This is a genomic window from Ureibacillus sp. FSL K6-8385 (assembly GCF_038593155.1).
Taxonomy (GTDB): domain Bacteria; phylum Bacillota; class Bacilli; order Bacillales_A; family Planococcaceae; genus Ureibacillus; species Ureibacillus terrenus.
The window spans coordinates 2,549,034-2,570,571 of sequence record NZ_CP151968.1; the positions used below are offsets into that span (position 1 = coordinate 2,549,034).

Annotated in this window: 22 protein-coding genes; 9 read left to right on the forward strand and 13 right to left on the reverse strand. The window is 40.1% G+C overall.

Annotated elements, in window-relative coordinates; all coding sequences use genetic code 11:
• Positions 1-386: 386 nt before the first annotated feature.
• Positions 387-815 (forward strand): DUF1641 domain-containing protein, encoded by a 429-nt coding sequence (locus NST62_RS12660; protein ID WP_141602610.1) that lies wholly within the window; start codon positions 387-389, stop codon positions 813-815.
• Positions 816-854: 39 nt separating this feature from the next.
• Positions 855-2,039: an NAD(P)/FAD-dependent oxidoreductase gene (locus NST62_RS12665; protein ID WP_141602609.1), complete on the forward strand. Its 1,185-nt coding sequence runs from the start codon at positions 855-857 to the stop codon at positions 2,037-2,039.
• A 44-nt stretch (positions 2,040-2,083) separates the two neighbouring features.
• Here the strand turns inward: NST62_RS12665 and NST62_RS12670 are convergent, their stop codons facing one another.
• Positions 2,084-3,316 carry an MFS transporter gene (locus NST62_RS12670; RefSeq protein ID WP_328220017.1) on the reverse strand — a complete coding sequence of 411 codons (1,233 nt, stop codon included), beginning with the start codon at positions 3,314-3,316 and terminating at the stop codon, positions 2,084-2,086.
• A gap of 201 nt (positions 3,317-3,517) precedes the next feature.
• Here NST62_RS12670 and NST62_RS12675 point away from each other — a divergent pair, with 201 nt between their 5' ends.
• Positions 3,518-4,720: an MFS transporter gene (locus NST62_RS12675; RefSeq protein ID WP_246045863.1), complete on the forward strand. Its 1,203-nt coding sequence runs from the start codon at positions 3,518-3,520 to the stop codon at positions 4,718-4,720.
• Between the two features lie 81 nt (positions 4,721-4,801).
• On the opposite strand, the gene NST62_RS12680 is transcribed toward NST62_RS12675, so the two are convergent.
• Entirely contained in the window at positions 4,802-5,422 is a 621-nt protein-coding gene (locus tag NST62_RS12680; RefSeq protein WP_141602607.1) for a DedA family protein, read from the reverse strand.
• A gap of 195 nt (positions 5,423-5,617) precedes the next feature.
• Between NST62_RS12680 and NST62_RS12685 the strand changes: the two genes are divergently transcribed.
• Complete coding sequence (locus NST62_RS12685) at positions 5,618-7,144, forward strand: NAD(P)H-hydrate dehydratase (RefSeq protein ID WP_342462949.1); 1,527 nt, start codon at positions 5,618-5,620, stop codon at positions 7,142-7,144.
• Between the two features lie 101 nt (positions 7,145-7,245).
• Here the strand turns inward: NST62_RS12685 and NST62_RS12690 are convergent, their stop codons facing one another.
• The 3 genes from NST62_RS12690 to NST62_RS12700 form a co-directional block, all read right to left on the reverse strand.
• The gene (locus tag NST62_RS12690) at positions 7,246-7,713 is read right to left on the reverse strand and encodes a hypothetical protein (protein WP_342462950.1); all 468 of its coding nucleotides are present in this window, start codon (positions 7,711-7,713) and stop codon (positions 7,246-7,248) included.
• A gap of 138 nt (positions 7,714-7,851) precedes the next feature.
• Complete coding sequence (locus NST62_RS12695; RefSeq protein ID WP_342462951.1) at positions 7,852-9,123, reverse strand: cytochrome P450; 1,272 nt, start codon at positions 9,121-9,123, stop codon at positions 7,852-7,854.
• A 418-nt stretch (positions 9,124-9,541) separates the two neighbouring features.
• Positions 9,542-9,679, reverse strand: a complete 138-nt coding sequence (locus NST62_RS12700; RefSeq protein WP_328216698.1) for a YpzG family protein — start codon at positions 9,677-9,679, stop codon at positions 9,542-9,544.
• A gap of 187 nt (positions 9,680-9,866) precedes the next feature.
• Here NST62_RS12700 and NST62_RS12705 point away from each other — a divergent pair, with 187 nt between their 5' ends.
• Complete coding sequence (locus NST62_RS12705) at positions 9,867-10,169, forward strand: DUF1805 domain-containing protein (RefSeq protein ID WP_141602603.1); 303 nt, start codon at positions 9,867-9,869, stop codon at positions 10,167-10,169.
• A gap of 25 nt (positions 10,170-10,194) precedes the next feature.
• On the opposite strand, the gene NST62_RS12710 is transcribed toward NST62_RS12705, so the two are convergent.
• Positions 10,195-11,334 carry a glycosyltransferase gene (locus NST62_RS12710; protein ID WP_220125035.1) on the reverse strand — a complete coding sequence of 380 codons (1,140 nt, stop codon included), beginning with the start codon at positions 11,332-11,334 and terminating at the stop codon, positions 10,195-10,197.
• Positions 11,335-11,666: 332 nt separating this feature from the next.
• Here NST62_RS12710 and NST62_RS12715 point away from each other — a divergent pair, with 332 nt between their 5' ends.
• The gene (locus NST62_RS12715; RefSeq protein ID WP_141602601.1) at positions 11,667-12,395 is read left to right on the forward strand and encodes a glycosyltransferase family 2 protein; all 729 of its coding nucleotides are present in this window, start codon (positions 11,667-11,669) and stop codon (positions 12,393-12,395) included.
• On the forward strand, positions 12,385-13,080 hold the full coding sequence (locus tag NST62_RS12720) for a glycerol acyltransferase (RefSeq protein WP_141602600.1): 696 nt from the start codon (positions 12,385-12,387) through the stop codon (positions 13,078-13,080). Before NST62_RS12715 ends, NST62_RS12720 begins: the two co-directional genes overlap by 11 nt.
• Before the next feature lie 76 nt (positions 13,081-13,156).
• On the opposite strand, the gene NST62_RS12725 is transcribed toward NST62_RS12720, so the two are convergent.
• Complete coding sequence (locus tag NST62_RS12725; RefSeq protein ID WP_246045865.1) at positions 13,157-13,648, reverse strand: pyridoxamine 5'-phosphate oxidase family protein; 492 nt, start codon at positions 13,646-13,648, stop codon at positions 13,157-13,159.
• 203 nt (positions 13,649-13,851) lie between these two features.
• On the opposite strand from NST62_RS12725, the gene NST62_RS12730 reads away from it, so the two are divergent.
• On the forward strand, positions 13,852-14,079 hold the full coding sequence (locus NST62_RS12730; protein WP_141602598.1) for a phosphate-starvation-inducible protein PsiE: 228 nt from the start codon (positions 13,852-13,854) through the stop codon (positions 14,077-14,079).
• Positions 14,080-14,118: 39 nt separating this feature from the next.
• On the opposite strand, the gene NST62_RS12735 is transcribed toward NST62_RS12730, so the two are convergent.
• A complete protein-coding gene (locus NST62_RS12735; RefSeq protein ID WP_342462952.1) occupies positions 14,119-14,445 on the reverse strand; it encodes a thioredoxin family protein in 327 nt (108 codons plus the stop codon).
• Between the two features lie 61 nt (positions 14,446-14,506).
• On the opposite strand from NST62_RS12735, the gene NST62_RS12740 reads away from it, so the two are divergent.
• Entirely contained in the window at positions 14,507-14,782 is a 276-nt protein-coding gene (locus tag NST62_RS12740) for a YqhV family protein (RefSeq protein WP_141602596.1), read from the forward strand.
• 13 nt (positions 14,783-14,795) lie between these two features.
• Here NST62_RS12740 and corA read toward each other — a convergent pair whose 3' ends face one another.
• The 5 genes from corA to NST62_RS12765 all read right to left on the reverse strand — a co-directional run bounded on the left by corA (position 14,796) and on the right by NST62_RS12765 (position 21,448).
• On the reverse strand, positions 14,796-15,746 hold the full coding sequence (gene corA / locus NST62_RS12745) for a magnesium/cobalt transporter CorA (protein WP_342462953.1): 951 nt from the start codon (positions 15,744-15,746) through the stop codon (positions 14,796-14,798).
• A 211-nt stretch (positions 15,747-15,957) separates the two neighbouring features.
• On the reverse strand, positions 15,958-17,118 hold the full coding sequence (locus tag NST62_RS12750; protein WP_342462954.1) for a Ger(x)C family spore germination protein: 1,161 nt from the start codon (positions 17,116-17,118) through the stop codon (positions 15,958-15,960).
• Positions 17,111-18,223 (reverse strand): endospore germination permease, encoded by a 1,113-nt coding sequence (locus tag NST62_RS12755; RefSeq protein WP_342462955.1) that lies wholly within the window; start codon positions 18,221-18,223, stop codon positions 17,111-17,113. Before NST62_RS12755 ends, NST62_RS12750 begins: the two co-directional genes overlap by 8 nt.
• On the reverse strand, positions 18,220-20,334 hold the full coding sequence (locus tag NST62_RS12760; protein WP_342462956.1) for a spore germination protein: 2,115 nt from the start codon (positions 20,332-20,334) through the stop codon (positions 18,220-18,222). The genes NST62_RS12755 and NST62_RS12760 overlap by 4 nt, the downstream gene beginning before the upstream one ends.
• 151 nt (positions 20,335-20,485) lie before the next feature.
• Positions 20,486-21,448, reverse strand: coding sequence for a bile acid:sodium symporter family protein (locus NST62_RS12765; RefSeq protein ID WP_141602592.1), 963 nt, complete (start codon positions 21,446-21,448; stop codon positions 20,486-20,488).
• Positions 21,449-21,538: the final 90 nt, after the last annotated feature.

A 21,538-nucleotide genomic window follows, 5' to 3' on the forward strand; every position in this document is an offset into this window, starting at 1 on the left:
AAATATAATTTCGTTATCAATTTCTAATAACAAATAGCAAAATAATATTAGAAATTATAGTAGATAAAGCGTATAATTCAATTTAACAGTAAATGCATTCAAAAAAACTCAACAATTTTGCAAAAAGTTTGTCATAATTTTATAAATTTTCAAAAAACGGTCCGTTTTTTCTTTTCCTTAAGAAGGTAATTGAAGAATTTCTTTATTTTTATTGTCCATAAATCAAAATCAATCTGATGGATTGTTTGCTGTAAAAAACAGTACTTGATTTAGCAAATATTTATATTATATTTAAACTGTAGTGAACTTTGTTAAATGTTTCACATAGTTGTTTATGTTGAGTTTTCCCAATGATGTGCACAATGAATAGTAAAGGAGAATGGGTCATGTCAGAAGAATTAGTGAATCAAGTTCAAGTTGAATCCGCTGTGAACAAGGAAAAACAGGATTTGCTAGATCAGTTATTAAAACCTGAAGTGCAAGAGTCCTTGACATATTTAGTAGAACAGCTCCCTAAACTTGCCGAGTTGGCGGGACTTCTTACAAAAGCCTACGATTTTGCGCAACAAGTTGCAACTGATGAGGTATTAAAGAACGATACCGTGAACGCCATAAAAGAAATTTCCGAACCTGTGATTGGCACAGTAAAGAATTTTGCGCAAACTGCCATTGAAGCGAAAGATCGCGCTGAAGTATCCACTGAAACAATCGGTTTGTTCGGCGTATTGAAATTGCTAAAAAATCCGGAAGTTCAAAAGCTGTTGCGATTTGCCAACGCCTTCCTGGAAGTTTCGGCAGAACGCAAAAATCAATAATGGTATTGTTTACTTAAAAAAGAAGGACGGAGGAATATTATGTCAAAAGAAATCGTCATCTTAGGTGCAGGTTATGGCGGTTTATTAACCGCTTTGACATTACGAAAATATGCTAGTAAAGAAGAAGCGAAAATCACTGTAGTGAATAAAACTCCAGACCACCAATTGATTACGGAATTGCACCGTCTCGCCGGCGGAACAATTTCAGAAAAAGCCATTTCATTCCCTTTGAAAAAGTTGTTTAAAGGAAAAGATATCGATGTAGTCATCCAAGAAGTAAAATCATTTAATGTTAATAATAAAGAGGTATACTTGGCAAACGGTTCCGTACTATCTTACGATTATTTGGTTGTTGCCCTTGGCAGCCAAACAGGCTTTTTCGGAATCCCTGGATTAGAAGAAAACTCCATGGTATTAAAATCCATCGATGACGCGAAAAAAATCTACAATCATATCGAAAGCAAAATTGCTTCCTATGCGAAAACAAAAGACCCTGCAGATGCAACAATTGTCATCGGCGGCGGCGGTTTAACCGGTGTGGAACTTGTCGGTGAAATCGTGGACAACGCTCCAAATATTTGCGCAAAATACGCGGTAGATCCTGCCGAATTGAACATTATTCTTGTTGAAGCTGCACCAAAAATTTTGCCGGTATTGCCGGACGAACTGATCGAACGTGCAATGAAAAGTTTGGAAGCCCGCGGCGTTAAATTCTTGACAGGACTTCCAGTAACCGGTGTGGAAGGCAATGTCATTTCATTGAAAGATGGTTCCACAATTACAGCGAACACATTCGTTTGGACAGGAGGAGTCGCAGCTCTTCCAATCGTTCAGGAATCCGGCCTTGAATGTGACCGCGGAAAAGGCATCGTCGACAGATATTTACGTTCCGTATCCCATCCTGATGTTTTTGTGATTGGTGATGCATCTGTTTGCTTCCCTGAAGGCGGAGGACGTCCATTGTACGCTCCAACTGCCCAAAATGCTTGGCAAATGGGAGAAGCTACAGGTTACAACCTTTACGCATTAATAAAAGGCCAAAAATTAAAAGAATTCAGCCCCGTGAACTCCGGTACGCTTGCAAGCCTTGGACGCAAAGACGGTGTGGCAACTGTCGGCAAAAACAATATCCTTCTTAAAGGCCTGCCAGCTTCATTGATGAAAGAAGCAAGCCATGTCCGCTACTTATCGCATATCAAAGCTTTATATGGTTTGGCCTATTAATAAATGCTCAAAAGTGCGGCAAAAAATGCCGCACTTTTTGCTTTTTATGTTTTCCTGATCGGTTTTCCCGCTTCTATCAAAACCTTGTTGGCCGCCAACATAAAACTTAGCATGAGCATTACAATGCCTGTACCGATTAGTAATAATTCAATTTTTATGAAATCGCTGATCGGGCCAAAAATGAGCATTCCCAATGGCATCATGGATGTTGAAATCATATTGAACACTCCGAAAATTCTGCCCAAAAAATCTCCCTCCACTTTTTCTTGCAGCAATACCGTTGTCGGAGTGTTAAACAAAGGCATTGTTACCCCTGCTAATACCATGATCCCGCAATAAATCCAGAAATTCGGCACAATCCCCAAAAGCAACGTGCAGACCGCAAAAAGCATGCCTGATAACGCCATTGTGTAGGTTCTATTTGTGAACCCTCCCCACAAGGCAATCACAGCCCCGCCAATCATCATGCCAATGGAAAAGGTCATTTCAATGGCCGAAAGCTTCCAGACATCCCCACCGAATGTGCGGGTTACTTGTAATGGGGTTAAAAAGGAGACAGGTGCTGCCAAAATGAAAAAGATTGCGAAAAATGCAAACAATGTTTTTAAAAAATGGTGATGTTTAATATAGGATAGTCCTTCTTTGAAGTCATCAAAATATCCCGCTTTCTGTTGCTCCGAAGCTTTTTTATGGGCCGGAATCCGCAAAAAGAACAATAATGCGGCCACCGCAACCGCAGCCGTCACGACATCGATGAAAAACATCATTTCCAATGTTGTAATGCCCAACAATGCCGCGCTAATCATAGGCGAGACCAACATGACAAATGCCTGTATGCTTCCATTTATTCCGTTCACCTTTGTCAACTGCTCTTCCGGTACAATTTGCGGCAAGATGGCTCCCACCGCAGGCGTTTGAATCCCTGTACCAATGGAACGGATTATAAACATCAGAAAAAGCAGCCAAAAAGATTTGTAACCGTTCAGGAAGAAAATGGCCAAAATAAGTGTGGCAAATGCAATGGCTGAATCAGATAGCATAATTAACATTTTCCGGTTATATCGGTCGGCCCATACCCCTGCAAAAGGGGATAATAAAAAAGTAGGGACAAATCCGCAAAGAATTCCTATTGTCATCATGACCCCCGACTGAGTCGTCAAGGTGATGTACCACATGATGGCGTATTGTACAATCGATGACCCAAAGAGGGAAATCGTCTGGCTTGCAAGAAAGACGCTGATATTCCGTTTCCAATGCGCATAATGGCCAATTGCCATAAAATATTTCTCCTCTTCTTATTTTTTAATTGGATCAATTCGTTGCATGCCCAAGAATGAATTGCCAACAAACGTTTATAACATAAATTAAAAAGGAAATTTTGTGAGAAATCGAGTTAAATGTTCACCCTTTCGGCAAAGTTTTATTTAAAATGGTAATTAACGGATGATACAGATTCTATAAGAAGGTGTGACGTTCCATTGAATGAAAAAAACCCGCAATCACCAATATATCCCATTATGTTAGCCATCGGGGCAGGACATTTAATCAATGATACGGCCCAAAATATCGCACCGGCCATGTTCCCGTATCTTTCAAGAGATCTCGGTTTCACATTCACCCAATTGGGTTTGATCACTTTTATATTGAATATGGTTTCTTCCACCCTTCAGCCGGTCGTCGGCTTTATCAGCGACAAAAAACCGATGCCTTACGCATTGCCTGCCGGGATGATCAGCGTTTTCATCGGTTTAAGCATGTTTGCTTTTGCCGGCCAATATTTCATGATTTTACTTGCCGCCATCTTTTTAGGGTTCGGTTCGGCCATTTTTCATCCGGAAGGTTCCCGCGTATCCTTTTTGTCGGCAGGCAATAAACGGGGATTGTCCCAATCCATTTATCAGGTGGGCGGAAATTCGGGACAAGCCATTGCCCCTTTAATTGGAGCCTTTATTTTGGACGCCATGGGACAAAAGGGGGCCGCTGTACTTCTCTTTCTTGTAGCCATCGGCATCATCTTATTGTTCAACATATCAAGATGGTACGCCCGCCAATTGCGAGCTGAAAAAATGAACAAGAAACCAAAGAAAATCTTAATATCTTCCTTGCCCCCGTTAACAAAGAAACAAGTGGGGATTGCTCTATTTTTGCTCTTTACCATCATTTTTGCCCGTTCTTTTTACACAACTAATATTCAAAATTATTATGTATTCTATCTCATCGACCACTATCACTTAACGACGCGCATTGGGCAAATTTTCATTTTCATATTCATGGCTTTTGGCGTCATAGGTACATTTTTTGGAGGTTCCTTGTCCGATCGCATCGGGCGGAAAAATGTCATTTTACTATCGGTGGTTGTACCGATTCCTTTATGCTTATTGCTGCCTTACTTGCCTCTTTGGCTCGTACCCGTGTTTCTTATCGCAATAGGCACTTTGATTATGATCAGCTTCTCGGTTACCGTTGTTTATGCACAAGAACTGGTTCCTTCGAAAATCGGAACAATGGCGGGACTGACAACAGGATTTGCCTTTGGGATGGGGGCCATCGGTTCAGTGGCAATCGGCTGGCTTCTTGACACGATCGGAATCAATTTAACGATGAAAATTATCTCCCTGTTGCCGCTCATCCTTTTCGTTGCCATCTTTCTGCCGAAAGACCAGGTAAATCAGGAAATATAAAAAAACTGCCTTGAGCATTATTTTCAAGACAGCAAGACGATCACCCATCCGATTGGAAGGGATCACGATGGTTCCCTTCCTTTATTTTTTCATTTTAAATAACCGTTTTTTCCGTATGAACCACACGACAAAACCAAGAGTAACCACCGCAATCAGCGCGTAGGCGATATTTGAATAGACATCCATCGCTTCAACAATCTTCGTCCAATTGTCTCCTACGGCAGCCCCGAGATGAACCAAGACCGTATTCCAAATTAACGTACCTAAAGTTGTCAGTAAAATGAACAGCCAAAATTTCATATTGCTCATTCCGGCCGGAATGGAAATTAGGCTGCGAATGAGCGGAATAAACCGGCAGAAAAAAACCGTCCAGAACCCATAATTGTCAAACCAGGCATCGGCTTTATAAATATCGTTTCTTGTCAGTCTTAAAATATTTCCATATTTATCTACAATTTTCACAAGACGCTCCACATCCAACAACAGACCAATACCATATAAAATGATTGCGCCTGCAACGGAACCAAGGGTGGAAGCGATAATGACCCCAGTAACCGTCAAATCGGTAAAAGTGGTCATAAACCCGCCGAAAGTTAAGATGACTTCCGATGGAATCGGAGGAAAAACGTTTTCTAACATTATTAACAGGAATACCCCTACATATCCGAAATCCTCCATAATTTGTTGAATCCACGTTTCCATGTTTAACTTCCCCTTATGTATTTCTTTTTACTCACTAACTCTTTCATTATGAAGCTGTTCCTTTCCGTAGTCAAACCCTATTCATTGACTCCTCTTCTTTTTCATAAGTTTCACAGGCGGGTGACGTCCGATTATTGTAAAATGTAGGTAAGAATACTAGTCCTCATGGATATCTTATGAAAAGGAGGAACTATTATGTATGCGGCTGATCAAAAAACCATGCAAACCCTTGATCAATATACGATGCAACAGCTGGGGCTGCCGGGTGCCGTATTAATGGAAAACGCCGGAAACGCCGTCGTACAGGAAATTTTGAACGACTATCCCCGCCATAAACGTATATTAGTTATCTCGGGTCAAGGAAATAACGGCGGTGACGGATTTGTTGTTGCCAGAAGATTAATTGATTTCGGATACGAAGTTTTGCTTTGTTTTATTGGAAAAGAAGAGAAATTAAAAGGGGATGCCCAAATTCATTATCAAGTTTATAAAAACCGTCATTTGCCCCTCTATCATCATCAAGACGGAGAAGATCAAATTTTTGCCTTTGTCCGGGATGCGGATGTCATCGTTGATGCAATGCTTGGGACAGGCGTTTCAGGAAAAGTGCGTTCCCCGTTTTTTGAAATCATCAAAGCGGTAAATGAATCAGGGAAAGATGTCATCAGTGTCGATGTTCCGTCTGGCCTCAATTCCAACACGGGAGAAGTGGCGAATATCGCCGTTACAGCAAAGAAAACCATCACCTTCGCCATGCCCAAAATCGGATTCTTTGTCGGAGATGGACCAAAAGTCGTCGGCGAATGGAAAGTGGCGGACATTTCCGTTCCAGAATCAATTGTTGAAACCCTTCAACTGAAATTGCCGAAACTCATTGATTCCGAAACCGCAAAAGAATCGCTGCCAAAAAGAAAAAAACATGGACACAAAGGCACTTTCGGGCATTGTCTCGTCATCGGCGGTTCCAAATATTACGTCGGTGCACCGGTATATACTGCAAAAGCTGCTTTTCATTCCGGCATCGGCCTTGTCACCCTGGCCATTCCGGAAACGATTTATTCCCATGTTGCCGGCACCTGCCATGAAAGTCTGTTTTTCCCACTTTCAGACACTGGCGAATTTATTGATCCGAAAGCTTTGGAAACCATTGATTACTCTAAATATAAAACCATCGTCTTTGGTCCGGGGCTGGGCAGAGAATGCGACGGAAACGCCATGCTGGAGACGCTTTTGAAAAAATTGACAACCCAGACAATCATAGTGGATGCGGATGGACTTTATTTTCTGAAAAATCATTTGAATCAATTACGGCATTATGAAGGAAATATTATTGCAACCCCTCATCCCGGTGAAATGGCAACTTTAACAGGAAAAAGCGTTGCAGAAATCGAATCTGCCCGGCTGGAAATTGCCAAACATTTCGCAACGGAGTATCAAATTTATTTAGTGTTAAAAGGCCACCGGACAATTCTTGCAACTCCTGAAGGGAAACTTTGGATCAATCCCCACGGAAATGATGCTTTGGGAAAAGGAGGAAGCGGGGATGTATTGACAGGCTTGATTGCTTCCCTCGTTTCCCAGCAATCCGATCCATTAAAAGCCATGATCGCTGCAAGTTACTATCATGCCATAGCCGCCGAAGAATTGGGGAAAAAATCCTCCAATTATGGCGTCACGCCAATGGACATTATCCAATATATCCCGGTTTTATTTGGCCGCTAAAGGGAAGAAAAAGAGAAGAACAGTCCCATGAGGTAAAACCGAATGGGGCTTTTTTATATGCAGGTTCAAACAAAAAAATCCCCTGTCCATCGGGGGCCATTCTATTTTAAATTGATGGCTTTTTTAATTTTATGAAAAAGTTTTATATCATAATCAATATATTCCGAAAAATACTTTGAAATGGTATATGAAGCGGAATTGATCTTATAATTTTTTTTCCACAATTCATCTTCCAAATTATTTATGGCTACGATCAGGCTTCTCCTTCCCAAAATAAATTGTTCAATGACGTCTTCTTTTTTTCTTATTTTGCTTTCGATGAGCGACTGGTGTTTTATCTTGTCCTTGTCCGGTTCCTTTGGAAAAACGCCTCCCTTTTTAAAGTAAGGAACACGATGATGAAGAACAAACGCATCCAACGAAATGAAATGGACAATGATACCGGCTACCGTCCATTTCCCATTTTCCGTCAAGGATTGCCATTCTTGATCCGCTAGCTTTGATAATTTATTTACAAACCCTACAGAATTCTCAAAATAAATTAAAATTTTTTCTTTATTTTTATCCAAGAATGTCAGCTCCCATATTCCATAGGTTTTACTTATTTTTAAGTAATTCTTCTATACAAAAAAGAAAAGTCCTTCAACATTTCAGGAATTTCCACAAAAAAAATGCCCCAAAAGTGTTTGAACTTTTGAGGCCTACTGTTAATGTAAGCTTTCCCGCACCCTTTTGACATTTGTCAATACCACTTTGCTTTTTGGAATGCTTGGAATCGTATTCATCGCAATATACATATCTTGTTCCGGCACTTCATAATCCATTTTATTTAATAAATAATCCAAGGCGAATTTCATCATTTCAATCGTCAATTTCTCTCCAGGGCATCGATGGGTTGTTTCCGAAATTCCCCCTCCCTGGGGTATTAAACTGAAATGGTCATCCTGCCAATTGGCGAATCGTTCCGGCCGGAATTCATCGGGATGTTCCCAAAGATCCGGGTCATGATTTGTTCCGTATATATCTAATAGTACCAATGTCCCTTTCTGAAAAACAAAGTTGTTCCAGGTAAAATCTTTTTTTACTTTTGCAAAAACAAATGGAAAAAACGGATAAAACCGTCTTACTTCTTGAACAAAAAGAATGGCGTAATCCGGATGCTGTTTCAGCTTGGCTCTTTCATGCGGAAATTGCGCCAATGCCATGACAATAAAATTGATATAAATCGAAATGGCTACGACAGGACGCAGCACATTAATGATTTCAACCGCCGCTGTTTCGGCATCTAATAAGTTTCCGTCCATCTCTTTATAAAAAACGAATTGATGCAGGATGGAATCCGGTTGTACTTGCACTTCGCCGGAACGGATTCTTTCCACCAATTCCGTCATCTTTTTTTCCATTTGATTTCTTTTCATTCTCCCCATCCAATGTTGGGGACCAAATGCAACAGGGGTTTCGAACATGGCCCCAAGTTCATTCATCAACCTCTCCGCGTTATCCTCATGGACAGGATAGCCGATCCACTTAAAGGACGCTTTACAAAGCAACGCTTTCACTTCTTCATAAAATACAATTTCAGATTTTCGGCTCCATTCATCCAATGCTTTTTCCCATTCAATTTTGACAATATCCAAAAATTCATTGATCTTTTCTTTAGACATAATATCCAAAAACATTCGTTTCCGATGCAAATGGGCTTTCCCATCGAGGGTTTGAACGGCATTTTTGCCGAATAAGGTTTCAATAACCCGGTTGGGGGCGGCATCCTGGCGTTCAAATTTCGTGTCATCATAAAACAATTGAGCCGCTTCTTTTCCTCCAATACATATTGCTTTTCTCCCCAATATCCTTGTTTCAAAAATATTAGATTGGAAATTTTTTCGGCGGTTTAAAATGTACTCATATCCTTCTTTCAATAAAGCGAAACTATGATCAATTCCTTCGTCTTTTGGAATCTCATTGATATTTTCCATCATCGCACCTCTCAAACAAAATTCGTTCGCTATTTTGTGAAAACATCCATATTTCATACAAAGTGCAATATGTTATTTGAAAAGTCCTTAAAAAAAGCAGAACCCGGAAACAATGTTCCGGGTCTGGATTTCACAAATTACGACATGAAACTGCAAACTCTTTTAGGTGGATGATCCATATTCAATTGATGATTGAATTGGATTATTTTTTCACCATCAAGAGTTTCGGCGGAGTGTCAGAATGATTATTGTTGTAATTGTCCATCGGAAATCCCTCCTGTGTTCATGTCGTATTTTCTTGTGAAATCATTATTTATTATGACTTTTTTAAAAAGTTTTATACACATCGAGCACTTTTTTTAACATTTTTTAAACCCGGAAACGATGTTCCGGGCTCCTTTCACTAAATCGCCATGATTCATTAGTATTGCCTTGCTTTCGCATCCGCTCTCAAAAGTTGGTTATGGAGCGATACTTCTGTCTGGCCATTGATGAGGGACTTTTGATGCTTCGGCTTCAAGCTGCGGTTTCTGATTGGAAATGCACCTTTTCTGCTCATCGGTCTTCACCTCTTTCATCATGGTCGATTAGTGAAATTATTGTTAGTATGATAATTCGGCAACCATCTATGCTTTCCTTATATTTTCATTTCATTGGCGCACACTTTAAATGGCGTCCAAAAATTCTTTTCAATTCGAACATTTTCTGAATCGCTCCATATTTTAATAAAGAAAGGAGCGATGAGGTTGGTTTCCATTGAACCCATTGAGTTGCAAGGGCACATGTTTACGGCTGTCACTGTGCGATTGCCAAAAACCACTTTATTAACCATTTCCAGTGAAATCGGCTACATTATGTGTGGCGCTTTGGATGTCCAATTATTAAACACCCGGCTGGCTGACCGAAAAATCATCGCAGGCCGTGCTGTCGGAGTGAAAACCATTGAGGAATTATTGAAAGCCCCTCTCGAATCCGTAACGACAGAAGCCGAAAAAATGGGAATCGTCAAAGGAATGACCGGGGAAGAAGCGTTGTTAAAAATGATTTAAAAGGAGGCTCTTTCTGAACCTCCTTTTAACTGATAAAACGGCTGAACCCCTGTTTCCGGCCGACTAAAGCCATCACATCTTCGCAAATCACATCGGCTGCATTCGGGGAATAGATTTTTTTCATATTATTGATTAATTTGTAGCGTTCCTGTTCGTCCCGGATTAGCCTCAATACATGGTCCACCAATTGGTCAGGGCGATTTGCAACAATTGCCGCATCCTTTTTTTTGAAATACTTTGCGTTCTCCAATTCCTGACCGGGCACTGCCCTGTATAGCAGCATCGGCACCTGGACGGCCAAGCCTTCACTTAATGTGATTCCGCCAGGTTTTGTAATCATCACGGTCGCCATTTTCATCATTTCGTCCATTTTATTTGTATATCCAAATATTCGGACATTATGGTTTTCTGAAAACTTTGCCGACAAATTATTTTTCAGATCCTCATTCTTCCCGCAAATCACAATGATTTGATAGTCGCCATTTTCCAATATTTTTTTGATGACTCCTTCAATATCTTTTAATACGCCATAAGCCCCCGTTGCGATTAAAATGACCGGTTTTTGTCCGGTTAAACCATAAGTAGCAAGCAGCTGATTCCGATCCGCCGGCTGTTCAAACTGCGGTTCAATGGGAATACCTGTAGATTTTACCCTGTTTTCGGGGATACCGGCATTGATCAAATCTTCCCTCAGATCTTCGGTAGCCACATAATACCGGTCAATATACCGGTGAATCCAATTTTTATGAGCCTTAAAATCGGTAATGACATTCACAATCGGTATTTGAATGCCGGTTTTTCTTTTTAATTCCGGTACAACAGGCATCGGGAAAGTATTGACAATAATATCCGGCTTCCATTTTTCAACCATTCCGGAAAGTTTCTTCATCCCATAGTTGTTCATAATATCAATATCAAAAAATCTTTTATTTCTGCTGCCGCCATAATATAGCAAACCGTAAATTTTTTTGCCATAATTGAAGCTTTTTATATATAAATATTTGGAAGCTTTCGTTAACAGCGGATGTGAATCATAATAAAGGTCCGATTCCATTACATCGGTCAATCCATGTTGAAAAAACGCCTTTTTTAATGTGTTCGAAACTTTTAAATGGCCGTTTCCATAGCTGCCTGTCAATAGAAGAATCCTCATCTTCTTCTCCACAATACCACCCTCGCAAATAAACTGCATTTTGATCTTTCCATATCATCTTAGGAATGAAACATACCAGGAAATGATTGTCTAATATTATACATATGTTTATCAATATGAAAATAGCAAAATTAAAAGGCTCTTATCGAAAAGCGCTTTACTCACCTATTATTTTTTCGTTTTCTCAAATTCTATAATTCTGTAATGAAATCTCATTTTTTGAATATACATGAATATAAGATTTTAATGCAATTCCCATTTTCCATAAATTCAAAACATTTCTATATTTTTGATAAAATAAAAATATGCCAGCTCACTAAAAGGTTTAGAAAGGAAGGGACGATATGAACAAAGTCTGCGTTATCATTCCTGCCCTGAACCCGGCCCGTGAATTAATCGATTATATATACGATTTATTGGATCGCAATGTTTCACAAGTTGTTGTTGTGAATGACGGAAGCATCTCCAGTTGTATTCCGGTCTTCCATCAAATCGCACGGATCCAAAATTGTACCGTGTTGACGCATGAACAAAATAAAGGAAAAGGACGCGCATTAAAAACAGCGTTTGAATACGTGATGAATCACTGCAATGTGCATGGAGTGATAACTGCGGACGCAGATGGCCAGCATTCCGTCCAGGATGTCGTTAAAATTGCAAAAAAGCTGATGGATCATCAGGATTCGATTCTCCTGGGCGTACGGGATTTTGGCCAAAACAACGTCCCGGCAAGAAGCTACATCGGCAATAAAATCACGAGTTTCTTATTTAAATCTTTGTTTAAAATCGACCTTCAAGATACACAATCAGGCCTAAGGGGAATTCCCATCAATCTTCTTCCTTCGCTACTGACTTTGGAAGGCGAGCGATACGAGTATGAAATGAATATGCTGATTGTTGCCGCCAAGAGAAACATCCCGATCAAACAAATACCTATCCAGACCATTTACATCAACAAAAATGAAAGCTCCTATTACCAACCTATAAGAGACTCGCTCAAAATTTTTTCGATGATTGTTTCCCGAAGCATTGCCTATAAAAGACTCAATGAAGGTGAAAAACATGGCATCTAGAGTTTATGGTAAGTTCTTCAGAATCTCTCAATGGATTGTCCGAAAAATCTACCCGGCATATAATGTTCTAATTCATGAACAAATTAAAGACCCTGTTGTGTATGTATCCCATCATCAAAATCTGTTCAATCCATTTATTATTTATTTATGGTTTCCTAAAGACCTTAGAACTTGGATCTTACACGTATTTCTGGACAGAAAGGCCTGCTTCCGCCAATATGTGGATTACACGTTTACAAAAAGAATGGGCATGAATCGGACGATTGCAAAAATTTGTGCTTATCCGCTGTCCTTCTTTATCGCCCATTTATTAAAATCCGGAAAAGGCATTCCGGTATATCGGGGATCAAAAAAAATATTCAACACTTTTCGGCTGACGGTGGAAGCGTTGAAAAGAGGGGAAAGCGTCGTTATTTATCCGACCGTCGATTATACGGATACTTCCAATGAAACGAAAGATATGCATGAAGGATATCTTTTTATTGAAAAATATTATTTTCGGGAAACGGCGCAACACGTCCGCTTTGTCCCATTATACGTAAGCAAAAACAAGCGGCTGATTATTTCCGGTGAGCCGGTAACTTTTCATGATGATGAAGATTTTTCTATCGGGCAAAAACGGATTGGGGAGCACATGAGAAACCAATTACACGAATTGGCTAAAAAGTGCGGAGATCTCGAATAAATACATACCTCTAAAAAAATGCACAAAATCAAAGCGACTTAACATTTTAAGTCGCTTTTCTTTTTCCTTTTTCTTCCTAATGGCCCTTGGCATCACTGAACTTACCTGTAATGTTTTCAACCTCCACTTCAAACACTTCCGTTTTCGGCAATGCAGGATACCCGCCCTTTTCAAACCGCCAATCCGGATCACCATATTTTTTCCACAGACAATCATAAAACCATTCTTTCTTTTGCTCATCTTCAATACGGCGAATCTTTCCAAACAGAACGACGCTGATATATCCCAAAGCCGATTGGCAGGCATATTTTTTGCCGGGAACCACTTCTCCCATTTCACATACTTCAATACAAACCCGCGGATTATATTTTATATTTTCCCAAAAATGGCTTTCCCTCAAATTCCCTATATGCAAATATAATTTTGTTCCATCTTCATAGACGAAAACAAAAGGAATTACATAAGGGTAGCCATCTTCGCCAACCGTTGCCACATGGGCCACTTTTGCCTTTCTTAAAAAGTCATATGCAAGATCGGCAGCTATTTCTCTTTTTTTATTATGGATCATTCCTCTCAATTTGCCCATCTCCTTTCTTTAAATATATATTCTAAATACATCTTTTAAAACCCTTTCAAAAGGGCAATATTTTTTATAATACTTCATCCATCAATCAAGCTGCTATTCACTCCCATAGTCAAAAATTCAATATCCAAAAATGGATAAGATTATGGTACTATGGACTATAGGAAAACATTTAGGGGGAATGATTTATGGCTAGCAAAGCTTTAAGAACAGATGCAAAAATTGTACCTGAACGCAAGGAAGAAGCATTAAAAATTCTTGACAGTTTAATTATCAAACTATTTGTCAGCGTTCTTGATGAAAAACAAATTATTGAACGCCACATTTTAAAAGAACGCCTTGCAAACCTAATTGAACTTTCACATCACGATGAAGAATTAAAAGAAACATTACACGCACTAGTTAACGAATTATAAGAAAGAAAAGGAGACGTCCGTTTAGAGCGCCTCCTTTTCTTATTTTCCATACAGCCCAACAATTTTATTGATTTTCTCTTTCAGCAAATCCGTATGCACAAATCTTGTCTGCCGAAGAAATTCCTTTCCTTCCACAAAGAACAATAATGCCGGAACCGAAAAGACCGAAAACCGGCCCGCTATTTCCTTCACCTCTTCTGCATCGATCAATCCCAAAGCTATGCGGAAATCATTTTCCAACAACTTTTCCAACTGCGGAAGCAGTACATGGCAAACCCCGCAATCCTTTCTTGAAATATAAAGAAATGAAAGGGGATTTTGCTCAATAAAAGCATTCACTTCATCCAGCGAAGATAGCTTAAACATGGCATCACCATTCATAATCTTTCATGGACAAGCATATCATAATCCAATAAATAGCGGAAGGATGGATGAAGGATTGGAAAGCGCGCTGCTCTACATGGTGTTATTAAGATTTTTATCCGGCAGCATCGAATTATCCGCCGCGACCCTTATGTGGAAATTCAATGACTTGGAAAAAGCGTTGATGATTAATTCGATGTTGGCGTTAGTAGGTCCGACGATTTTAATTGTGACAACCGGCATCGGCGTCAGCGGATTGTCCGAAAAAATTTCTTTCTTGAAAATAATCTGCCTTTTTACAGGAATCCTGCTTATTATCATCGGCATGAAAATCAAATGAAACAAGCCGGCATTCAAAACCATCCCTTTCTCTTAAACCAAATCAGCATTGAAACCCCAATGAAAAACATCATCAAAAGGGTTATGAAATACCCATACTTCCATGATAACTCCGGGATATTTTCGAAGTTCATGCCGTATATTCCGGCAATGAATGTCAACGGCGCAAAAATCGATGTGATGATGGTCAGCAGCTTCATTACATTATTCGTCTGGTGGGCATTTAAGGAAATGTAACTGTCCCGGATATCTGCCGTTACTTCCCGATTGGTCATAACCTTTTCCGACAATTTCAAAAGATGGTCGTGAATATTTGAGAAGTATTCTTTTCTTTCTTCAATCTGGTTTAAATTCAAATGATGGGAATTTAACATGCGATATAACAAATCCCTCATCGGATTAACGGAATGTAAAAGCTGCAAGAGCATATTTCTTATTTCCATCAATTCATTCATCGGTTGGATTCCCGTTTGTTCAATGATGAGTTTTTCAAGTTCATCTTCCATTTTGTAAATAATCGGAAAATAGTTATCGACAATCTTGTCCAAAATTTCATAAAACACATAATAGGGATCCCATTGTTCGGGGAAAGAGAGCCCAATCAACTCATTCCAAACCTTCGTTACCTCGATGGAAGGCTGCTTATGAAATGTCACAATAAACGTTTCCCCCACAAAAAAATCCAGTTCTTCTTTAATAAGTTCCCCCTTTTCTTCACGGAGGGTATGGGTAACAAAAAAAGTATAATGGTTAAAGTAATCCAGTTTGGGCCGTTGAAGATCTTGCACGCAGTCTTCGATCGCCAGCGGGTGGAAATGGAAGGTGCTTGCCAGATGTTCCACTTCGGCTTCCGTCGGTTCGCTGAAATCCACCCAAAACCATCTATACTTTGCCAAATCGATATTACTCAAGAAATCCCCTTTTTCCAAACGGTGGTCATGTGTAATGCCAATATAGTAAATCATTGGATGCACCTTTTCTCCAAAATGCATTCATTATTGTTGTTGCTTCTTATCCGCTTTGAGCCGATCCTCTTGTTTCCATGGAGGGTCCAACTTCATATGAATTTTTTCGTTTATTTTATAAACTGCAAAAGGGACTACAAAGGCCAATATTGTACAAACAATGGTATATGCTGACAAAAAATAGCCAGAAGCCAATTCCATGCCAAACACCTCACTCCGTTGTTGTCTGGTTGATGCTTCCCGATTCTTGAAGTGTGACATTGACAATGCACTTGATTTCACTTTTTGAAAAATAGTTTTCTCCGCTATCCCAATTATCTTTTACTTTTTTCCATATTTTTGGATGATGACGGCTTATATATTCCTGCAGTCCCATTACATCGGTTTGGAAATCATTTTGCAGTTTTTTGACCGCATTTTCCATCATGTCTTCCGCTTTTTCTTCCGTTTTGTCCCGGAACTTATTTAATACTTTATATTCCTTCAGATTTTCCGAACCGGACTGGTCGGCAACCGCCCCCAGAATATGGACTGTTATAGTGAATTTCAAATGATGGGGATCTTTATTTTCTAAATCAATTTTTCTTTTTATACTGATAATTTCAATTGAAAGCGGCTCCCCATCCATTTCGGTATCGATGGTTCCATTGTTTTTTAGCCCCCGAATAAAGCTTAATCCCTTAGCCTCTTCCCCCTTCAATGCGCCAACCATCCGCTCCTCCGGTCCGTTATAAATCGCGATTCCTTCATAATCAACCACCGTGTCGGTTTTCCTTGACAAGTATGGCAAAGGGAAACTAGTACCATCAAACATTTTTTTATCAATATCCCCGATCCGCACCAAATCGGTCACGTCGATTCTTTTTTTGTTTTCCAGCAAATTTTTAATATACTCTGCAGGAATTTTCTCATGTTCCGGTTCAACAAACAGCAACTCTTCCGCATCTCCTCTAGTAATGGCCAACTTAATTCCCCGGCGCATTTTCTTATCGCGGAAAAATACATCAAAATATTTCTTCATTTTCCCTTTTTGTTCCACTAAATCTTCAGAAAAAAGAACCACTCCCAAATGGGTGGAATCAAGGGTCCGGCTTGCCTCTTTCGACATTTCCCGGTTTACTTCATAAAGGGTCCGGCCTGTACCGGTGAGATTCCGGTAAGCTTTCCCCCCTACTCCCCCTTCCGTTGCGGACGCAATATTTTCGGGAACCACCAGTTGTTGGGTGAGTTTGATTTTCGACTCCGAATCTTTCGCTACATCAATTGCCATGCCAAAGATAAAAGCCCGATCTTCAATTTCCGTTTGATCCCAACAGGCCGACAACAATACCGCACAAATGGCGCAAATCAGGATTGGTTTCAGCTTAGCCACTTGATTTCCCACCTTTTATCTTGAATGCAATCCCCAACATCAAGGTGACAATGACAAAATATGAAAACATAAAATGTCCAAGCAATTTATTGAAATAGACGATATCCAAGTAAGTTTCCGGCAACATGCTGATCAAAAAGATGATCGGAGAGAGGATTAATACAAGATTAATTTTTTTAAATTTCCGGAATACCATCCGGATCGTCATGACGGCAATATCAAATGCCATCATGGCCGTCGTAAAAAAGATGATGGTCCAAAACAAAAAAAGAAACGCATCAAACCGTTCGAAAAATCCTCCGGGGATTTCGGCACTTCTTGACAAGTCAAAGGTCGGAAAGAACATATTTTGGATTGTGGCATTTCCGAAAACCCCGATGCAGACAATGTAAATTGCCACATTAAACATCATCGTCACCATTACGCCGATCGCGGTCAATTTTGCTGTTTTTTGCGGTTTTTGGACAAGCCCGATATAAAAAAGGACAATTCCAAATCCTAACATATTGACAATGCTATAGTATGTCGATTGTACATATCCTTTGAAGTCCGTTTGAAAAAATGGGAGCAGACCTTCCCACTGAATGATTCCGATAGGCAGCAAAATGACTATCAGCAATCCGCTGATTAAAATGGGGAAAAATAATACATTTAAACGGAAAATCGCCGCCTGTGAACCGCAAACCGCATATATGACCACTAACAAAAAGGCCAGGGACACCACTTCCTGAGGGGTGTAATCAAACAAATATTGATGGGACAGCACCGCAATCTCCCGGACATTATATGCAGTCACCACAATATATTGGATCGAAAAAATTAATGTCATTACCACTGCAACCGGTTTCGATAGAAGATAAGAGGCATAGGACAGAAAAGTTTGATTGGGGAAGGATGAGGCAATCTTTGCCACAATCCATCCGCAAAGGCTTGCAATGAGCCCTCCAAGAAAAACGGACATCCAACCATCGGAAGATAAAGTCGACTCCGCAATGAGCCTTGGAACGGTCAACGTCATTACACCAAAGATATTGGATACAACGGCAATAAAAATGTCCCGGTCGCTGATGATTCCTTGTAAGTCGGGCGATGGCGTTCTGTTCATTGTTTGCGCCCCCCAAGATTGACCTTATGCTGATTCAGCGGCTCCAAATATGCCGGCCGTTTTCTTAATGCCGTCACAGGAGCACGGATAATCAAATCTTTCATATGGTCCAAAAAGTTTGGCGCAAAGGCTCCTGAATAAGGCACCCCAATGCTTTTTAAGTTGACAATATGGATGCAAATCATAATGAAAACAAGGATGATTCCATACAGCCCCAATATTGACGCGGCAATTACGAAAAGAAATCTTAAAATTCTAAGGCTTAGGGAAAAACTGTAATTGGGAATCGTATAAGAGCTCATGGCGGTCAAAGACGTTACAATAACCAGCGCCGGGCCTACAATCCCGGCACTGACGGCAACATCCCCGATCACTATACCGCCAACGATGCCGATTGTTTGTCCGATAATTTTCGGAAGCCGAATCCCGGCTTCCAGCAAAATTTCAAATGTTACAGCCATCAATAACACTTCGATGATTGCCGGAAACGGCTCCCCTTCTCTTGTGGCCGCAAGGGACAAGGTTAATTGGGTCGGAATCATGCCCGGATGATAAGAAGTTAATGCCACATATAAACCCGGCAAAAACAACGCGATGAACATCGCGACAAATCTTAACATTCTTATTGAAGAACCAATCAACCAGCGTTGGCTATGATCTTCCATCGCCAGGAAAGCATCTCCTACTGAAATCGGTGCCATCAAAGCAAAAGGGCATCCATCCACCAGTATGGCGATTTTTCCTTTCATGAGATTGTAAATAACCCTGTCCGGCCTTTCCGTATCAACGACTTGCGGAAACGGCGACAAAAAACTGTCTTCGATCCATTGTTCAATCTTTCCGGAATCCCCCGCAATATCGATGTCAATTGTTTTCAGTCTTCGGTTGACCTCATTGACGATATCGGGATTCGTCAATCCTTCTACATAGCAAACGACTACTTTTTGTTTGGATCTTCTTCCGATTTCATGCACCACGAAGCGGAGATTCGGGTCTCTTAATTCCCCTCGGATCAAAGTTAAATTGATATCCAAACTTTCAATAAAGGATATGCGGGGCCCCCGGATCATGGACTCCGATTGCGGTTCATCCAGGGCGCGTTTTTCGGTGCCGGCCGTTGCCATCTCCAACGCCGTCATTTCCCCGTCCACCATTAAAATGGCATCGCCTGACAGCAGCGCATTAACCGCTTCTTCAAGGGTTGCCAATTTATTAGTATCAGTAACGGAAATAATTTCCTTGTGCACTTGCTCAATCAAGTTTTCTTTAGTACGGATTGATTTGGATTGAAGCATTCTTAAAATGTTTTCATTGATGATATCTGAATTTGCCATTCCGCTGAGATAAAACAGAATGCAAGGAACGCTGACTTCATCTTCCGCTCTTTCCTGATGCACTTGTTCATACGAAGAAGGTTCATGCTCTTTTTCTTGGGCAATGGAAAGTTCAATCTGCGATTTTGGCAATTGCAATTGAACCTTCCGCTCTTTCATGTGTCCACAAGATACATCAATTTCCAATTCACGTACCACTAAGTCAATCGGATTCCCCAATATTCGTGTAATAAATTCAAAGTTGTGTGAAACTTTCTTGTAGATTGGCAATGGCATCTGATACTGGGAATTTTGGTTATTCTGTCCGCCCGTATTTTGATTGCTTTGTTGAGAGGATGAATTTTGGTCGGATTGTTGATTTTGTCCCGCATTGTAATTTTGATTTTCATTTTGATTTTGCCCCTGGCCAATCTGCTGATGACATGTACATTGATGATGATGGTCATTTTGTCCGCCTTGTTGGCCCTGGGCATGTTGATGATTTTGCCCGCTTGAATGGAAAGAATTTATCATTTTGTTGGTTGCGGGCTGATTGTTTTCATTTTGGTCTCCTTGATATTGTTGATTAGCCGAAGGATTTTGTGTTTCCTGTACATGTTGATTGTTTACAGTTGATTGATTTGCATTTTGATTATTTCCTTGCATATTCTGACCTTGGATTGGCCGGGAATGAAAATGCCGGCAATGTGGACAATATTGTGCCTGGTTTCTGCTTTCATTATTTTGAAAATCCGTGTTGGCATGTCTTCCAGGAGGTCTTCTGAAAAATCGTCTCATAACAATTACTCCCACGAATAACATTTACCTTTATTGTGGTTCATTTATTAGGTTTTATACCATGTATTGTTATCCTTTCATTTATTCACAAATGTCCCGAATAAAAAAACTGCCAAAGCAAAATGGCTTTGGCAGTTTTTTTTTAAACTATTCATTTTTCATTTGCCGTTTCCAAATGGAACCGTTCCTGGTATTTTTCCAATGCCTTGCTGAATTGGGACGCCAAAATCTGTTGGAAAAGCATGCCGAATACAACAGGCAGCACAACTTTGGACGGAAAATAGGTGCCGGCTATCACGACCCCCACCGCGATATTGCGCATGCCGCCTGTAAAAACAAAGGTTGTTATTAGATCAATTTTCTTCCATAAAAAATGTCCAATAATTAAACATAAAGTATATCCGGATAAAGAAATGACCAAAACAAGCAGAATGATTTCAAATATTTCCCATGTAATATGTTTTAAATAAGGGGCAATCACACTGCTGTTGATGAACACGATGAGAAAAAGGCTGATTTTCTGAAAAGGAGCGAAAACCCGGTTCAACTTAGCAACAAAATGTGCATTCCCCTTCTCGTTCACCAACATGCCGATTATTGATGGAATTACGATCATCCAAAGCAAATCAAGCATGATGGATGTTGTGTCAATCGGGATGCTTCTTCCTACGGCAATTTTCGAAAGAAGCGGGAAAATGACCGGTGAAAGCACCGTATCAATTAAAATGATGGATAACCCCAGCGGCAGATTCCCTTTGCATATACTGACCCAAATAAAGCTGGTCACGCCTGTAGGCACCGCAACCGACAAAATAAAGCCGACCATCAGCAAATGATCATCAAACACAACCATTGACAATATGTAAGCCCAGATCGGCATGAATATATGCAGAAAAGCAATTGTCAATAAAATGAACCCCGGATGTTTTTTTACACTTCTTAATCCCTGAAAATTAATGCTGAGGCTTCCGGCGAACGTCATGATAGCAAAAATCCATGGAATAAGAAACCTCATCTGGCCGCCGATTTCTTCAAATAAAACCCCCAATATCAGGCTTAAAGGAGTCAAAATGGGCATCAATTTTTGCAAATACGAATTGAAAGTAGTCAGCATTCCAATAGCCTTCTTTCATTTTTTAAGAAAAGATTGCCAATCTATTTTATCAAATTGCCATGATAAAATTATAGGGAAAAACCGGGTATT

What these genes read in the sequence shown, in the direction of transcription:
- NST62_RS12660 (WP_141602610.1), top strand. Translation starts at nt 387, where the DNA reads ATGTCAGAAGAATTAGTGAATCAAGTTCAAGTTGAATCCGCTGTGAAC.
- NST62_RS12665 (WP_141602609.1), top strand. Translation starts at nt 855, where the DNA reads ATGTCAAAAGAAATCGTCATCTTAGGTGCAGGTTATGGCGGTTTATTA.
- NST62_RS12670 (WP_328220017.1), bottom strand. Translation starts at nt 3,316, where the DNA reads ATGGCAATTGGCCATTATGCGCATTGGAAACGGAATATCAGCGTCTTT.
- NST62_RS12680 (WP_141602607.1), bottom strand. Translation starts at nt 5,422, where the DNA reads ATGGAAACGTGGATTCAACAAATTATGGAGGATTTCGGATATGTAGGG.
- NST62_RS12685 (WP_342462949.1), top strand. Translation starts at nt 5,618, where the DNA reads ATGTATGCGGCTGATCAAAAAACCATGCAAACCCTTGATCAATATACG.
- NST62_RS12695 (WP_342462951.1), bottom strand. Translation starts at nt 9,123, where the DNA reads ATGATGGAAAATATCAATGAGATTCCAAAAGACGAAGGAATTGATCAT.
- NST62_RS12700 (WP_328216698.1), bottom strand. Translation starts at nt 9,679, where the DNA reads ATGAGCAGAAAAGGTGCATTTCCAATCAGAAACCGCAGCTTGAAGCCG.
- NST62_RS12715 (WP_141602601.1), top strand. Translation starts at nt 11,667, where the DNA reads ATGAACAAAGTCTGCGTTATCATTCCTGCCCTGAACCCGGCCCGTGAA.
- NST62_RS12720 (WP_141602600.1), top strand. Translation starts at nt 12,385, where the DNA reads ATGGCATCTAGAGTTTATGGTAAGTTCTTCAGAATCTCTCAATGGATT.
- NST62_RS12725 (WP_246045865.1), bottom strand. Translation starts at nt 13,648, where the DNA reads ATGATCCATAATAAAAAAAGAGAAATAGCTGCCGATCTTGCATATGAC.
- NST62_RS12730 (WP_141602598.1), top strand. Translation starts at nt 13,852, where the DNA reads ATGGCTAGCAAAGCTTTAAGAACAGATGCAAAAATTGTACCTGAACGC.
- NST62_RS12735 (WP_342462952.1), bottom strand. Translation starts at nt 14,445, where the DNA reads ATGTTTAAGCTATCTTCGCTGGATGAAGTGAATGCTTTTATTGAGCAA.
- NST62_RS12740 (WP_141602596.1), top strand. Translation starts at nt 14,507, where the DNA reads ATGGATGAAGGATTGGAAAGCGCGCTGCTCTACATGGTGTTATTAAGA.
- corA (WP_342462953.1), bottom strand. Translation starts at nt 15,746, where the DNA reads ATGATTTACTATATTGGCATTACACATGACCACCGTTTGGAAAAAGGG.
- NST62_RS12755 (WP_342462955.1), bottom strand. Translation starts at nt 18,223, where the DNA reads ATGAACAGAACGCCATCGCCCGACTTACAAGGAATCATCAGCGACCGG.
- NST62_RS12760 (WP_342462956.1), bottom strand. Translation starts at nt 20,334, where the DNA reads ATGAGACGATTTTTCAGAAGACCTCCTGGAAGACATGCCAACACGGAT.
- NST62_RS12765 (WP_141602592.1), bottom strand. Translation starts at nt 21,448, where the DNA reads ATGCTGACTACTTTCAATTCGTATTTGCAAAAATTGATGCCCATTTTG.